Annotated in this window: 15 protein-coding genes; 10 read left to right on the forward strand and 5 right to left on the reverse strand. The window is 64.0% G+C overall.

Annotated features, from left to right (window positions below; translation table 11 throughout):
* Positions 1 to 42: 42 nt before the first annotated feature.
* Together HMPREF2550_RS06430 and HMPREF2550_RS06435 are read right to left on the reverse strand one after the other, a co-directional pair.
* On the reverse strand, positions 43 to 306 hold the full coding sequence (locus HMPREF2550_RS06430) for a hypothetical protein (protein WP_070762223.1): 264 nt from the start codon (positions 304 to 306) through the stop codon (positions 43 to 45).
* On the reverse strand, positions 299 to 667 hold the full coding sequence (locus HMPREF2550_RS06435; RefSeq protein ID WP_083316900.1) for a guanyl-specific ribonuclease: 369 nt from the start codon (positions 665 to 667) through the stop codon (positions 299 to 301). Before HMPREF2550_RS06435 ends, HMPREF2550_RS06430 begins: the two co-directional genes overlap by 8 nt.
* Before the next feature lie 23 nt (positions 668 to 690).
* Between HMPREF2550_RS06435 and dnaG the strand changes: the two genes are divergently transcribed.
* Together dnaG and HMPREF2550_RS06445 are read left to right on the forward strand one after the other, a co-directional pair.
* The gene (gene dnaG, locus HMPREF2550_RS06440; RefSeq protein ID WP_070790383.1) at positions 691 to 2,583 is read left to right on the forward strand and encodes a DNA primase; all 1,893 of its coding nucleotides are present in this window, start codon (positions 691 to 693) and stop codon (positions 2,581 to 2,583) included.
* A gap of 86 nt (positions 2,584 to 2,669) precedes the next feature.
* On the forward strand, positions 2,670 to 3,146 hold the full coding sequence (locus tag HMPREF2550_RS06445) for a hypothetical protein (protein ID WP_070790384.1): 477 nt from the start codon (positions 2,670 to 2,672) through the stop codon (positions 3,144 to 3,146).
* Between the two features lie 55 nt (positions 3,147 to 3,201).
* Here HMPREF2550_RS06445 and HMPREF2550_RS06450 read toward each other — a convergent pair whose 3' ends face one another.
* On the reverse strand, positions 3,202 to 3,837 hold the full coding sequence (locus tag HMPREF2550_RS06450; protein ID WP_070790385.1) for an 8-oxoguanine DNA glycosylase OGG fold protein: 636 nt from the start codon (positions 3,835 to 3,837) through the stop codon (positions 3,202 to 3,204).
* Between the two features lie 61 nt (positions 3,838 to 3,898).
* On the opposite strand from HMPREF2550_RS06450, the gene HMPREF2550_RS06455 reads away from it, so the two are divergent.
* Complete coding sequence (locus HMPREF2550_RS06455; RefSeq protein ID WP_070790386.1) at positions 3,899 to 4,504, forward strand: MazG nucleotide pyrophosphohydrolase domain-containing protein; 606 nt, start codon at positions 3,899 to 3,901, stop codon at positions 4,502 to 4,504.
* Positions 4,505 to 4,511: 7 nt separating this feature from the next.
* Here the strand turns inward: HMPREF2550_RS06455 and HMPREF2550_RS06460 are convergent, their stop codons facing one another.
* Positions 4,512 to 4,928, reverse strand: a complete 417-nt coding sequence (locus HMPREF2550_RS06460; protein WP_070790387.1) for a hypothetical protein — start codon at positions 4,926 to 4,928, stop codon at positions 4,512 to 4,514.
* Positions 4,929 to 5,107: 179 nt separating this feature from the next.
* Here HMPREF2550_RS06460 and HMPREF2550_RS06465 point away from each other — a divergent pair, with 179 nt between their 5' ends.
* The 6 genes from HMPREF2550_RS06465 (at position 5,108) to HMPREF2550_RS06490 (ending at position 11,861) form a co-directional block, all read left to right on the forward strand.
* Entirely contained in the window at positions 5,108 to 5,911 is an 804-nt protein-coding gene (locus HMPREF2550_RS06465) for a lytic murein transglycosylase (protein WP_070790388.1), read from the forward strand.
* A 99-nt stretch (positions 5,912 to 6,010) separates the two neighbouring features.
* A complete protein-coding gene (gene eno / locus HMPREF2550_RS06470; protein WP_070790389.1) occupies positions 6,011 to 7,285 on the forward strand; it encodes a phosphopyruvate hydratase in 1,275 nt (424 codons plus the stop codon).
* Positions 7,286 to 7,462: 177 nt separating this feature from the next.
* Entirely contained in the window at positions 7,463 to 9,334 is a 1,872-nt protein-coding gene (locus HMPREF2550_RS06475; protein WP_070790390.1) for a CAP domain-containing protein, read from the forward strand.
* Between the two features lie 82 nt (positions 9,335 to 9,416).
* Positions 9,417 to 10,031 carry an FtsB family cell division protein gene (locus HMPREF2550_RS06480; protein WP_070790391.1) on the forward strand — a complete coding sequence of 205 codons (615 nt, stop codon included), beginning with the start codon at positions 9,417 to 9,419 and terminating at the stop codon, positions 10,029 to 10,031.
* Positions 10,032 to 10,353: 322 nt separating this feature from the next.
* Positions 10,354 to 10,920, forward strand: coding sequence for a DUF501 domain-containing protein (locus tag HMPREF2550_RS06485; protein WP_070790392.1), 567 nt, complete (start codon positions 10,354 to 10,356; stop codon positions 10,918 to 10,920).
* Positions 10,917 to 11,861 carry a Ppx/GppA phosphatase family protein gene (locus HMPREF2550_RS06490; protein WP_070790393.1) on the forward strand — a complete coding sequence of 315 codons (945 nt, stop codon included), beginning with the start codon at positions 10,917 to 10,919 and terminating at the stop codon, positions 11,859 to 11,861. The genes HMPREF2550_RS06485 and HMPREF2550_RS06490 overlap by 4 nt, the downstream gene beginning before the upstream one ends.
* Here the strand turns inward: HMPREF2550_RS06490 and HMPREF2550_RS06495 are convergent.
* Positions 11,858 to 12,130: a hypothetical protein gene (locus tag HMPREF2550_RS06495; RefSeq protein ID WP_070790394.1), complete on the reverse strand. Its 273-nt coding sequence runs from the start codon at positions 12,128 to 12,130 to the stop codon at positions 11,858 to 11,860. The two genes, HMPREF2550_RS06490 and HMPREF2550_RS06495, sit on opposite strands and share 4 nt — an antisense overlap.
* Positions 12,131 to 12,255: 125 nt before the next feature.
* Between HMPREF2550_RS06495 and wecB the strand changes: the two genes are divergently transcribed.
* Positions 12,256 to 13,389, forward strand: coding sequence for a non-hydrolyzing UDP-N-acetylglucosamine 2-epimerase (gene wecB, locus HMPREF2550_RS06500; RefSeq protein ID WP_070790395.1), 1,134 nt, complete (start codon positions 12,256 to 12,258; stop codon positions 13,387 to 13,389).

The raw sequence follows: 13,389 nt of genomic DNA on the forward strand, positions 1-13,389 counted from the left end.
TTTTCGTCAAAATCAAAAACAGTCATCAGCGCACAAACCGCCCTACCGCACCAGCTCCACGCGGTTGTCCCGAAACACCGCCACGACTTTCCGCGTCTCGTCCGCGGGCAGCTGCCAGTCGCAGGCGACCACGCGCGCCGGGTGCGCCTCGCGCAAGAGATCCGCGAGTCCGTCGAGGTTCGTCGGCGCCGGCCGCTCCCTCCCGAACACGGCCACGGAAAGCGCGGCGCACACGTCGGCGACGCTTGCCACCGGCGCCGTCAGGAGTACCGGGTTACGGCTTCGGCCGTGTCCTGTTCTATACATCGGTCACCTCGCAGAAGGATTCGTAGTGGTCGTCGGTGTAGTACCACACCTCTGGGTCGTCTCCGCCGCCAGTGACGATACGCCGCGCGCCCCGGTGCGACAGCCCAGGCGTGTCCACGGTGTACTCGTGGTAGTAGCCGAGCTCCTCGTCGGGCAGCACGCCTTCGTAGTTGCCGAAGCGCGCGTTGTCGTTGTCGGGGTAGGGGTATGGCCCACCTTCTTGCACGAGCGAGATGGTGTCTCGCGCCTCCGCGGGCAGGTTGTCGCAGGCAGGAACAGAATCAGAGACAGGCGCATCAACAAACGCGCACGCGCTGCAGAGGCCGGCGAGGGCGACGACGAGCTTTTTCACGCCACGCATTGTTGCACACTACGATTGGGCGCATGGCAAGGGGCAGGATTCCGGAAAGCGATATCGAGGCGATCCGCGAGCGCGCGGCGATTGAAGAGATCGTCGGCGAGTATGTCCAGCTCAAGCCCGCCGGGCACGACTCGCTGAAGGGACTCAGCCCATTCAAGGACGAGAAGACCCCGAGTTTCCACGTCCGCCCAGCCCGCGGCTACTACCACTGCTTTTCCACGGGCAAGGGTGGCGATGTCTTCAACTTCCTCATGGAGTTGGAGCAGCTGACCTTCCCGGAGGCGGTGGAGGCGGTCGCCGACACGATCGGCTACCACATCAATTACCAGGGCGGTTCCACGGGCGCGCGCGACGTCAAGCCGGGCACCCGCAAGCGCCTGCTCGCTGCCAACAAGGCGGCGCACGAGTTCTACCGCGAGCAGCTCGAAACCCCTGAGGCGGAGCCGGGCCGCAACTTCCTGCTGGAGCGCGGCTTCGACAAGGAGCTCATCTACCGCTTCGAGTGCGGCTACGCGCCCGACGGCTGGGACACACTCACCAAGCACCTGCTTCGCCGCGGCTTCGAGGTGCAAGAGCTTATCGACGCCGGCATCTCCTCCATGGGCCGCCGCGGCCCCATCGACAAGTTCCGCCGCCGCCTGATCTGGCCGATCAAGGACGCCGCCGGCAACACGATCGGCTTCGGCGCCCGCAAGCTTTTCGACGATGACCCCATGGGCAAGTACATGAACACCCAGGACACCTTGCTCTACCACAAGTCCAAGGTGCTCTTCGGGCTGGATCTGGCCAAGCGCAACATTTCCGAGCGACACCAGACCGTCATCGTGGAGGGCTACACCGACGTCATGGCCATGCACGCCGCGGGCGTGACCACGGCGGTCGCCTCCTGCGGTACCGCCTTCGGTGCGGAGCACCTCGCCGCCATCCGCCGCCACATGCTCGACGACAGCTACTTCCGCGGCGAGCTCATCTACACCTTCGACGGCGACGAGGCCGGCCAGAAGGCTGCGATGCGCGCCTTCGAGGGCGACCAGCAGTTCACCGGCCAGTCCTTCGTCGCCGTCGCGCCCGAGGGTATGGACCCTTGCGACCTGCGCCTGGCCCAGGGCGATGCGGCCCTGCGTGACCTCGTCGCCCACCGCGTGCCCATGTTCGAGTTCGTCATCGAGTCGCTGCTCAAGGACTACTCGCTCGATTCCGCTGAAGGCCGGGTGCAAGCTTTACGACGCACCGTGCCCGTCGTCGCCGCCATCGAAGATCAAGTCCTGCAAAAGGAATACGCGCGCAGATTGGCTGGCTGGGTGGGCTGGCCAAACCCGGACGAAGTCCTCGACCAGGTACGCGCCGAGGCGAAGCGCCCGAAGAAGGACCAGCGCCGCGTCGCGGTCAAGCGCGATACAGAAACCGTGGCACCCGGCCAACCGCCCGCGCTGCAGCCGCCGAACCCGCGGGACCCGATCCTGTGGCCGCAGCGCGAAGCGCTCAAGGTCGCGCTGCAGTACCCGGACAAGGCCGGTACGTATTTCGAGGGCATCAACCCGGACGCGTTTACCAACGACGCCTACCGCCAAGTCCGCGAAGCCATCGGCAACGCCGGCGGCCTGGCAGCCGCTGCCGAGCACGGCCCGAACTTCCTCGCCGCGGTCGCCGGCGAGATGCGCGACTTGGCCGGCCGCAACTTCGTCTCCGAGCTCGCAGTCGAGCCAATCCACGCCGACGACATCGACCGCTACGTCGACTCTGTCCTCTCCCGCCTGCAGGAAACCCGGGTAGGCGACCAGATCGCGCAGCTAAAATCTCAACTCGAGCGCATGCGCCCCTCGGAGGAACCGGAGGCCTACAACGCGCTCTTCTCCGACCTGGTAGCACTCGAGCAGGCGCGCCGGGAGCTCAACGACCGCGCTTCGCGAGCCTAAGCGCGCGTCACGCCCGCGTCAGATTTTCGTACCAAAACAATCACAACGCCCGTAACGCCAGCCGTACAGGCGTAGATTTTTAGAGTATGACTAAGAAGACGCACGCGGCCCGCATCGCCGCCCTCTCAGCAGCCCTCACACTTTCCGCTACCTCCGTCGTCGGCACCGGCACCGCGCTCGCGGACGACTCCTTCGACGGCCCCGACTGGACCGGCGGCTACTACGTCCCCGAGAAGGACTACCCCTACGACCCCGGCTACGCCTCCTACTGGCGCAGCTACAAGGTGATCAAGTTCGGGGATCCGAAGTTCTTCGACTACGGTGCCCAAGGCGTGCGCGTGGTAGGCGACTACCCCTCAGACCGCATCCTCTGCGTAGCCAACAAGGGCGGGCAACAGGAGTGCTACGTCAAGGATCAGAAGATCACGGAGTTCTCCGGCTACCCCAGGACGATCACCACTGACGCAAAGATCGCCCCGTTTGCTCCGGTGATCGGCTTCTTCCTGGCGATTGGCTACAAGTTCAACAACCTCGGCACCACCGGCGGGGGCCTGAGCAGCTAGTTTCGCGTCAACAATGGGGGCTGGCAGCAAACCAGCCCCCGTATATCGCGAGGCTCTACGCGTCCGCGTTCTTGCGGATCGCGTACTCCACCGCATCCAGCGGCAGCGACGAGTCGTACTCGTCGCGCGCCTTCTTCAGCGCGGCGAGGTACTCGGCGTAGTCCTCTGCCGTCCAGTCCGCGGTCTTTGCCAGCCCGGCCGCGGCGGCGCGCTTGGAGCAGATGATCACCGGCTTCTCGTCTGCGGCCTCCTGCGGCCCTGCGAGGAAGTACGCCAGGTGCGAGGCGAACTTCGGCGCGAGCCCGGTCCCCACGAGCGCGCCGTAGGCACCAACGGCGTCCTTGCCCTCAATCCCACGGATTGCCTGCAGTAGCTGGTTCGCGTTGTGCTTGTTGCGCAAGAACTGCTGCAGCTGCAGGACCTGATTGGTCTGGCCTGCGGCAAACGCAAACGCAGCACCGAGGAAGTCGATGATCTGGTCGCGGTTGTAGCCAGAGTCCACCACGTCCTGCGCGAAGAGGAACACATCGCGGCGGGTCAGCGACGCGGTGGCGTCGTCGCGGAAGGGTGGGACGCGGCGCAGGTGGTGTGGCCAGCCGGTTTTCCAGCGGATGGGGGAGAAGGTCGACGACGCTGCGGCGACGTCCTCGGCGGTCGGTTTCTGGGCGGAAAGCGCTTCTGCGATAGTCATGCGTCTATCCTTGCATGTCCGCACGCGTTGGTGGCAACGCCCCGCGTTTACAATGCGGGGTATGACTGTGTTGGTGCTTGATGCTAGGTGGCCGCAGATGGTGCCGGTGGACGTTGCGCAAAGGCTCGTGGGTCCGCTGGAGTTTACGGCGGAGGTGCCCATTTCGGTGCGCTGGTCGCTCAATCCCGCCTCCACGGTGGGCACTCCGTGGCTTGTCACGACCGACCCCGACGACCCCCAGGTGCGCGAGCGCGCGGCAGCCGGCGAGGAGGTCCTCACCGTGCCCTCCCTGCAGGATCCGGTCGCCGAGGCCGTGCGCGTGATGGCACAGGCCCGCCGCCGGGGCGAGTGGGAGCGCTCGATGTCTCACAAGGAACTCGTGCCCTACCTGCGCGAGGAATGCGCCGAGCTCGCCGAAGCAATCGAGTCGGGCGCCAGCGATGAGGAGCTCAAAAAAGAGCTTTCCGACGTCCTCCTGCAAGTCCTCTTCCACGCCGAAATCGCCGCCGAGCGCGAAGCTTTCAACTTCGCGGACGTCGCGGCGGCGTTCGTAGAAAAGATGCGTGTACGTGCCCCGTACTTCTTCGACGGTTCGACGGGGCTGGTCGACCTAGAGACGCAGGAGCGCCTCTGGGCCGAGGGCAAGGCCCGCGAGCAGGCCGAGTAATTCCGACTTAGCGCGTCGGCAGCGCCGGGATCAGGTTGCGGATCTCCGGCAGACCCGCCTGCGAGGACATCTGGGAGCTCATGGCGATGGCCTGGTTGAGCGGGGTGACCTCGTCCGGCTTCACAATGCCGCACTCCAGCGCGCGGTCGCCCAGCGTGTTCACGGTCGGCGCAGCAACAAGGCGCAGCGCGGCATCCTCGCCGACGGCCTTGTTCACGTTGCCCACGAACTCGGAGCGGGTGGTGTTCTCGCCCGCCAGGCCAGCGCCGCGGACGACGGTGCGCAGTGCGTTGCAGTCCATGGTCTTCACGTTGCCGTTGAGCACGCGGAGGAGCTCGCCGTAGTTGGTCTGCGCGTTGGCGGGTGCGGCGAGCGCGCCGAAGGCGAGTGCGCCAGCAACGAGGGCGGTGGTGATGCGCTTCATGGTTTCGTGTCCTTTCGAATGGGTTCTGGGGAAGCGTCGGCCACGAAGCGTGACCGTCCGCGCCACACTTTACACGTAACTGGTGTGGCAGGTGTGAATTAAGTGACCGATGTGAAAGCCGAACAGGCTGTTTCCACCCACCGCCAGCGCCTAACCCGGCGTGGGTAAGCTGTGTCCTCATGACTAACCCCCGCCGCATCGCGAGGGGCTGCGGCTGCGCCGGGCTCCTCGTAGTCATGCTTGCCATCATCTTGGCGATCACCCTTGTGGCGTGGGTCCTGTCCTTCCTTGGTGAACCATTGCCCGGCCAAACCCGCGAGCCGGTCCCCACCACGATCCCCCCGGCCGCTGCGCAAGCGCCGCCGCTTATTGACGTCCACGGTCCCGGCCGCACCGCCGACCAGCTCACCGAATGGGCCGCCCCGATCGCAGACGCCACTGGCATCGACCCCCAGGCTGTGCGCGCCTACGGCAACGCCGCGCTCATCGCCGCCGAAGCCTGGCCCACCTGCAACATCACGTGGAACACGCTCGCGGGCATCGGCTGGGTGGAAACCCGTCACGGCACCTATACCGGCCACGCCTTCGACCCGGGCCGGCTCAACGACGCGGGTATCGCCGATCCCCACATCATCGGCCCCGCACTCGACGGCTCGGGCAACTTCGCCACCGTCCACGACACCGACGGCGGGGCACTCGACGGCGACACCGTATACGACCGCGCTTTGGGCCCCATGCAGTTCATCCCGGAGTCATGGCACCACTACGGTCGCGACGCGGATGGCGACGGCTACCCGAACCCCCAGCAGATCGACGACGCCGCACTCGCCGCCGCTAACCTCCTGTGCGCAAAGGGCGGAGACCTGGCCACCGAGCAGGGCTGGCGCGCCGCCGTGTTCGGCTACAACAACTCCAACGACTACGTGGCCAAGGTCCGCGACGCCGCAGCGAACTACGCGCTGAACCAGCCCGCCCGCCGCTAGCGCAAAAGATCACACCACACACGAGCATTTTTGGCGAAGTTCTGGAACAATTGGGGGCTGGAAACTTCCATTCACTCTTCAAAGGAGTTGTGTCCAAAAATGGCTATGATTATCCACGCCTTCGCTCGCGAGATTCTTGATTCCCGCGGTAACCCCACCGTCGAAGCCGAGGTGCTGCTGGACGACATGTCCAACGGTGTCGCCGGTGTGCCCTCCGGCGCGTCGACGGGTGTGCACGAGGCGCACGAGCTGCGCGACGGCGGCGACCGCTACCTGGGCAAGGGCGTGCAGAAGGCAGTGGAGAACGTCAACGAGGAGATCGCTGACGCCATCGCCGGCATCGAGGCGGACGACCAGCGTCTGATCGACCAGGCCATGATCGAGCTGGATGGCACCGACAACAAGTCCCGCCTGGGCGCTAACGCCATCCTGGGCGTGTCCATCGCTGCGGCGAAGGCTGCCGCGGAGTCCGCCGGCCTGCCGCTGTACCGCTACATCGGCGGCCCGAACGCGCACATCCTGCCGGTGCCGATGATGAACATTCTCAACGGCGGCTCCCACGCAGACTCCGGCGTGGACGTCCAGGAGTTCATGATCGCCCCGATCGGTGCTGAGACCTTCTCCGAGGCACTGCGTCAGGGCACTGAGGTCTACCACGCGCTCAAGGCCGTCATTAAGGACAAAGGCCTGTCCACCGGCCTGGGCGACGAGGGCGGCTTCGCTCCGTCCGTCGAGTCCACCAAGGCTGCGCTCGACCTCATCGTCGAGGCTATCGAAAAGGCTGGCCTGAAGCCGGGCGAGGACATCGCCCTGGCGCTCGACGTCGCCTCCTCCGAGTTCTTCGAGGACGGCGTGTACAAGTTCGAGGGCGGCGAGCACTCCGCCGAGGACATGGCCAAGGTTTACGAGGAGCTGATCAACGAGTACCCGATCGTCTCCATCGAGGACCCGCTGCAGGAGGACGACTGGGAGGGCTACACCAAGCTCACCGCCGCTATTGGCGACAAGGTCCAGATTGTCGGCGACGACTTCTTCGTCACGAACCCGGAGCGCCTCGCCCGCGGCATCGAGGAGAAGGCCGCCAACGCCCTGCTGGTCAAGGTCAACCAGATCGGTACGCTCACCGAGACCTTCGACGCGGTCGACCTCGCGCACCGCAACGGCTACCGCACCATGATGTCGCACCGTTCCGGCGAGACCGAGGACACCACCATCGCCGACCTCGCCGTCGCGCTTGGCTGCGGCCAGATCAAGACGGGTGCCCCGGCTCGTTCCGAGCGCGTGGCCAAGTACAACCAGCTGCTGCGCATCGAGCAGGAGCTTGACGACGCTGCCGTTTACGCGGGCCGCTCCGCCTTCCCGCGCTTCAAGTAAGCACCTGCTTGTCGACGCCCCCTTCGCCCGGCCCCGCGCCGCGGCGAAGGGGTGCTCGCATGCCTGCACTTTCTTGCAGAATTCTTGGGCGACCCTTGGGGCTTTCTGTGTATAACGCGATACACTTGCGTATGACGCGTCCCGTGTCATTCCTCGTGCCCAGAAAGGCCCACTACCGTGTACTCCCGCACCCTTGTCGCTATTGCTACGGCAACGTCGCTTACCCTCGCGCTTACCCCGGCCCCGCACGCGCTCGCCCAAGAGCCGGTAACGGCAACTGCCACCGCCAGCATCAACACTGACACTGAGCCTGCGGAGACATCCCCGCAGTCCTACGAGGATGAGCTCGCCGTGTGGCAAGAGCGCGTCAGTGCCGCGGAACAGGCTGTCACCGAGGCAGAGGCGAAGCTGGCAGAGGCACAGTCCGCAGAGGACTCCCAACGCGAGCAAGTGGATACCGCATTAGAGGACCTCGAAGCGGCTAAAACACAGCACGCGCAGGCGAAGGCCGAACTCGCCAAGCTCGACATAGCTGCACTTGAGGCGGCGCAGCAGGACGCGAAGAACGCTGTCGCGGAAGCGGAGCGCACCCTGCGCGAAGCTAACCAGTCCGTCAGCGACGCACGCGCCGCTCAAGATGCTGCAGACTCCGAGCTCGCTGAGGCGGTTGCCAAGCGCGACGAGCAGCAGCAACTCGTGGACGACACCGAAGATGCCCTGCGCAAGTTTGCACAGGAGCGCGAGAACGCCACGAATGCGCTCGCAGAGACCAAGCGTCGCGACGAGACGGGGGCGGACTACTCCCAGGACGACTGGAAACGGCTCACTGCCCAGGCAGTTGAAGAGATGATTAACCAATACCGTCGTGCGCACGGTTTGCATGAGCTTGTTACGCACCCGGTGTACCGGGCGCAGGCGGAGGCGTGGTCGCGCCAGATGGTGTGGGATTATGACACCACAGGCAGCAAAGAGTCGTTCCGTCACTCTGACGGCGAGACCTGGGGTCATTCGGGCGAAAACATCATGTACAACTTTGTCGACGACTGGCAGTCCGACCCCGTAACCTGGGATCGCAATTCGTGGCACAACATGCCCTACAAACTCTTCGATGGCTGGCGTGAGTCCTCTGGTCATAATAAGAACATGCTTTCGCCGACCTCCCAGGGCATGGCGGTTGGCATCGAGGTTGCTCACGACGGCCGCGTTTACGCTACCACCATGTTCTTCATCGAGGACACGCGCCTGAAAAATGGTGCGTTCTACTCCGAAGACGGCATGACCACCAAAGCGAAGGCAAGTGGCGAACCGTTTTACCTGCCTCACGGCGCGATCGAGGTGATGCGGGCCAAGCGGCTGACTAACCCGGAGTACAACCCCGGCGAAGAGCCTTCCTACGCTCTGGTGAATACTTCTGGCCTGGACAAGTCGCGGGACAAGTCCACCGCACTGGACTCGCGCGTCACGCCCGTTGATTACGACGAAGAGATCAAGGCGCTCAACGCCTACATCGCACTGGTGGATGCCTACACGGAAAAGATCAACGAATTGATGCCGGAGCGTCAGGCATCGCTCAAGCAGCTTATCGACGCTGCCGCATCCGCCAACCAACACGCAACCGACACCGCCGCACGCCTGCGAGACGCACAGGACACGGCCGGTCGCGCCGAGGGAGCATTGAGCAGCGAGCGGACTGCACTCGATGACGCCACCGCGGCACTCGAAAACGCGAAGGCCACCCCACGCGAGCCTTTCGAGCAGGCCGTCGCCGATGCTAACGCCGCGGTCAAGGAATCCACTGCCACTGTGGAGCGCCAGGAGGAAGAACTGGCTGCACGTCAGTCTGCACGCGTGGACGCACAAGCAGCGCTTGACCAAGCCAACGTGGAGCTCAAGCGCGTACAAAGCGAAAAGCCGGCACCTCCGACGAAAGTAGCGACCGAAGAGGGGAGCAGCACCGCAGGGACCGCAGTTGCCGTCATCGTGGCGCTGCTGGCAATTCTCGCGGCCGGCATCGCGCTTGCACCACAGCTGGGCATCACGATCGCTTAGCGGAGCGTGCCAGCTGAACCCGAACGCCTGCCCGCGCGCCTTCGCACCCGGGCTACCCGACGGGCTAAACTCAATTACCACTATGTCCCCACGCGCATCGCAGTCACGCAACCGGAAACGCGGGCGAGGCAAAACGCCCCGCACCGTTCCGGTGGCCTCCCGCGAGCGCGGCAAGGACCAACGCGCTGCCAAGGCAACGGCGAAGAAACGCCGCCTGCCTGCGATGTTCCAGCAGGACATCACCAGCACCGCGATCTTGATCGCCCTGGTGATCGCCGTCCTCATCGCCATCGCCGTCCCGCTGCGCAACTACTACGAGGGACGCGCCGAGATTGCCCGCGCGCAGTCCTCCATCGAGCAGCTCGAGCGCCGCAAGGCGGAGTTAGAAGAGGACATTGCCAAGTACGAGGACCCCGCCTACGTGGAGCAGGAGGCGCGCCGCCGCCTCGGTGTGATGGCGGAAGGGGAGTCTGCATGGCGCATCATCGACCCGCGGATGTCCCACAGCCCGTCCATCACCACCGACGAGGTTCCCGACGAGCGCTCCTGGAGCGAAGTCATGTGGGATTCACTCCGCGAGCTCCCGGAACCGGAGAAACCGGCACCCGCGCCCGTCCCCGCGGACTCGCCTGAGCAAGAAGCACCGGAAGCACCACAGTCTCTGGCCGACGCCCCGAACCCAGATTCAACGCAGTAAGCTTTTGCGCGGGCACCAACCCCAGAAGGATACAGCTGGGTTCCCGAATGGGAGTAAGGCTTCAGGCCGAGAACTCCTTTGCTCCGGGGGTTAGTGCCCCTTTGCGTTTTGTGCCCTAGGCGGCACCTCAGCTTGCCGAGATACGCAGTAGACCGCCGGACGGCGATCCACGGTCAAAAGCTTGCTGGCTAAGGACACGGTGGGCAAGGCCATTCGAGCTGTCCCTGTTGTGCCGGAATCCGCCAGCACATCGCAGCGGTTAAAGCTGGCCTTAGGGTGACTCTGACTTTGTCCCACCCCGCCCTGTGCCACAATATGGCTCATGCAACATGAATCACCCACCCCGGAGGATCTCGCCACAGTCGCCGACCAGCTCGGCCGCGTACCCCGCGGCGTGCTCGCGATCGCCTACCGCACGCCCGACGGCCAGCCCGCCGTGCTCAAGACCGCTCCAAAGCTTGACGACGGCACGCCATTCCCCACCCTCTACTACCTCACAGACCCACGCCTCACCGCCGAAGCGTCCCGACTCGAAGTCGCCCAGGTGATGAAGTGGATGGAGTCCCGGCTTAACGAGGACTCCGAAAGCGGCGAAGCACTGCGCAAGGACTACCTCGCTGCGCACGAGCACTACCTTGCCGAGCGCAACGCCATCGAGGACCTGGGCACCGATTTCTCCGGCGGCGGGATGCCGGAGCGAGTCAAGTGCCTCCACGTCCTCATCGCCTACGCCCTCGCCGAAGGCCCGAGCCGCGTCCGTTTCGGTGACGAGGCCGTTGCCCTTGCGGCCGAGCACGGCAACTTGCGTGGCACCGCAATTCCAGCGGATTGGCCCTCGCTCGAGGATCTCGGTATCGCCCTCGACGAAGCAGGGGAGGGGCTTGCATGACAGCCCCGCTGACCGTCGCTGCTGTCGACTGCGGCACCAACTCCATCCGCCTGCTCATTACCCGCCGAGAAGCCGACGGCACGCTTTCCGAGATCACGCGCGAGAACACCATCGTCCGACTCGGCCAGGGCGTGGACGAGACCGGCCGCTTTAACCCGGAGGCAATCGAGCGGACCCGCCAGGCGCTTGACGCTTACACCGAACGCATGCGCGCCGAGGGCGTGGAGTGTGTACGCATGGTCGCCACGTCAGCGACACGCGACGCGGAGAACCGTGAAGAATTCTTCGCCATGACCCGCGAGCTCCTCGGCCAGATCCAGCCGGGTGCGCAGGCTGAGGTGATCTCCGGCGACGAAGAAGCGCACCTATCGTTCCGGGGAGCCACCGCTGACATCGACCCGGCCCGTGGCCCTTTCTGCGTCATCGACCTCGGCGGCGGCTCAACCGAATTCGTCATGGAGCAGGGAGCGCGATCCACTCAGATGGGGTGTGTGCGCGTCACGGAGCGCTTCATGCGTACCGACCCGCCGACCGAAGAGGAAACGGCGGCAGCCCGTACCTATATCCGGGAGCGCATCGCGGAAGCAGCTGAGGCCGTCCCCTTTGCTCAGGCGAGCACGTTCGTAGGCTGTGCGGGTACTTTCACTACGCTCTCGGCGCTGGCGCAAGGGCTTGACTCCTACGACCCGGAGCGCATCCACATGTCGGAGATTCCTTTCGACCGCATGCGAGAGGCCACCGCGGATCTGCGCGTCCGCACCTCTAAGCAGCGCCTCGAATATGGACCGATGCACCCCGGGCGAGCGGACGTGATTGGGTCCGGATCGACAGTCGTGGAGGAGCTGATGGACGCCTTCGAGCGAGAAGCTGGTGCGTCCTCTTTCATCATCAGCGAGAAGGACATTCTCGACGGGATTGTCGCAGGACTGCTCGCAGACTAGTCCTCGTCGGGCTCGAGGATCTGATCCTCGAGCTCCGGGTTCTTCTTCCCCCGCAGTGTGCGACCTTTACGCAGGTCCTTCACCTCGCGCATGCGCGGTTCCGGGTCGATCTTGTTCGCGATGGCCTTGCGGGTGGACTCCACCACCTGCTTGGTCACAGGCGAGTTCATCGCCGCTTGGGTGGCGTTGACAATCTGGTGGTAACGCTTGCGGCCGGCCTTCGTGCCGAACACGTACCCGGCGGCTGCTCCGACAACAAATTGGTACATGGCTACCACAATACTGATGAGGCATGCTGAGACAACGTCATCGCGGTCGATGCGGTAGTTTAAATAGAAGTATCTAGAAACTGACCCGGCTGCGAGGAATCGTGTCTTCTCACAAACCTAAAGTAATGACCGTCTACGGCACGCGCCCGGAGGCGATCAAGGTTGCCCCAGTCATTAAGGAGCTGGAGGAAGATGACAGGTTTGCATCCATCGTTGTTTCCACCGGCCAGCACCGCGAGATGCTGGAGCAGGTGAACAAACGCTTCGGCATTGAGCCCGATCACGACATGGGACTGATGAAGCCGGGGCAGAGCTTGAATGAGCTGGTTTCCCGCGCGATTCAGGGCTTGGACCCAATCATTGAGGAAGAACAGCCGGATGTGATTATTTCGCAGGGAGATACATCTACCGCAATGGTTGCTGCTCTTGCGGGTTTCCATCGCGGTGTGAAGATTGTCCACCTTGAAGCAGGCCTCCGGACTGGCAACATCTTCTCCCCATTCCCTGAAGAGGCGAACCGCAAGATCATCGGGCAGCTCGCAAGTCTTCACCTCGCGCCGACTGAGCAATCAAAAGAGAATCTCAGGAGAGAAAACTTCCGAAGCAAAGACATTGTAGTCACCGGCAACACAGTGATTGATGCCCTGCTGACCGCTAAAGAATGGGATGTCAGCTTTGACGATCAGCGCTTGCAGGCGCTGCAAAATTGCGATCAAAAGGTAATTCTAGTCACGACTCATCGTCGAGAAAACCTCGATGCAATGGCAGAAATTGGCGAAGCCGTGCAGGACCTGGCGAAGGCGTATCCCGATTTTGTGTTTGCGCTTCCGCTTCACCTCAACCCAAGGGTCCGCGATGCGGTACTCCCCGAGGTGGAGAGCTTGGCGAACGTCATCATTACGGATCCTCTCCCATACGATCAGTTCACCGCATTGCTGAACCGTGCCTACCTAGTACTAACCGACTCCGGCGGGGTCCAGGAGGAGGCTCCTTCCTTGGGGAAACCAGTCCTGGTGATGCGAGAGAATACGGAACGCCCTGAGGCAGTGGTCGCAGGTACCGTGAAGCTGGTGGGAACTGACCGCAAGCGGATTGTGGCAGAGGCAAGGAACCTGCTTGATCAGCCCGCTGCTTATGATGCAATGGCAAACGCGGTCAATCCGTACGGTGATGGTCACGCCGCTAAACGCGCGGTAGCGGCGGTGGCGGAGCTAGTTGGCGTTGGTGAACGGGTTGCGGAGTTTACCGCTGGGCACTGA

The sequence above is a fragment of the Corynebacterium sp. HMSC074A01 genome (genome assembly GCF_001831515.1).
Taxonomy (GTDB): Bacteria; Actinomycetota; Actinomycetes; order Mycobacteriales; family Mycobacteriaceae; genus Corynebacterium.

Bases quoted from the DNA above. Each gene is read 5' to 3' on its own strand.
- HMPREF2550_RS06445 (WP_070790384.1), top strand. From the start codon at position 2,670: ATGACTAAGAAGACGCACGCGGCCCGCATCGCCGCCCTCTCAGCAGCC.
- wecB (WP_070790395.1), top strand. From the start codon at position 12,256: ATGACCGTCTACGGCACGCGCCCGGAGGCGATCAAGGTTGCCCCAGTC.
- HMPREF2550_RS06465 (WP_070790388.1), top strand. From the start codon at position 5,108: ATGACTAACCCCCGCCGCATCGCGAGGGGCTGCGGCTGCGCCGGGCTC.
- HMPREF2550_RS06480 (WP_070790391.1), top strand. From the start codon at position 9,417: ATGTCCCCACGCGCATCGCAGTCACGCAACCGGAAACGCGGGCGAGGC.
- HMPREF2550_RS06455 (WP_070790386.1), top strand. From the start codon at position 3,899: ATGACTGTGTTGGTGCTTGATGCTAGGTGGCCGCAGATGGTGCCGGTG.
- dnaG (WP_070790383.1), top strand. From the start codon at position 691: ATGGCAAGGGGCAGGATTCCGGAAAGCGATATCGAGGCGATCCGCGAG.
- HMPREF2550_RS06495 (WP_070790394.1), bottom strand. From the start codon at position 12,130: ATGTACCAATTTGTTGTCGGAGCAGCCGCCGGGTACGTGTTCGGCACG.
- HMPREF2550_RS06450 (WP_070790385.1), bottom strand. From the start codon at position 3,837: ATGACTATCGCAGAAGCGCTTTCCGCCCAGAAACCGACCGCCGAGGAC.
- HMPREF2550_RS06435 (WP_083316900.1), bottom strand. From the start codon at position 667: ATGCGTGGCGTGAAAAAGCTCGTCGTCGCCCTCGCCGGCCTCTGCAGC.
- eno (WP_070790389.1), top strand. From the start codon at position 6,011: ATGGCTATGATTATCCACGCCTTCGCTCGCGAGATTCTTGATTCCCGC.
- HMPREF2550_RS06490 (WP_070790393.1), top strand. From the start codon at position 10,917: ATGACAGCCCCGCTGACCGTCGCTGCTGTCGACTGCGGCACCAACTCC.
- HMPREF2550_RS06485 (WP_070790392.1), top strand. From the start codon at position 10,354: ATGCAACATGAATCACCCACCCCGGAGGATCTCGCCACAGTCGCCGAC.
- HMPREF2550_RS06460 (WP_070790387.1), bottom strand. From the start codon at position 4,928: ATGAAGCGCATCACCACCGCCCTCGTTGCTGGCGCACTCGCCTTCGGC.
- HMPREF2550_RS06430 (WP_070762223.1), bottom strand. From the start codon at position 306: ATGTATAGAACAGGACACGGCCGAAGCCGTAACCCGGTACTCCTGACG.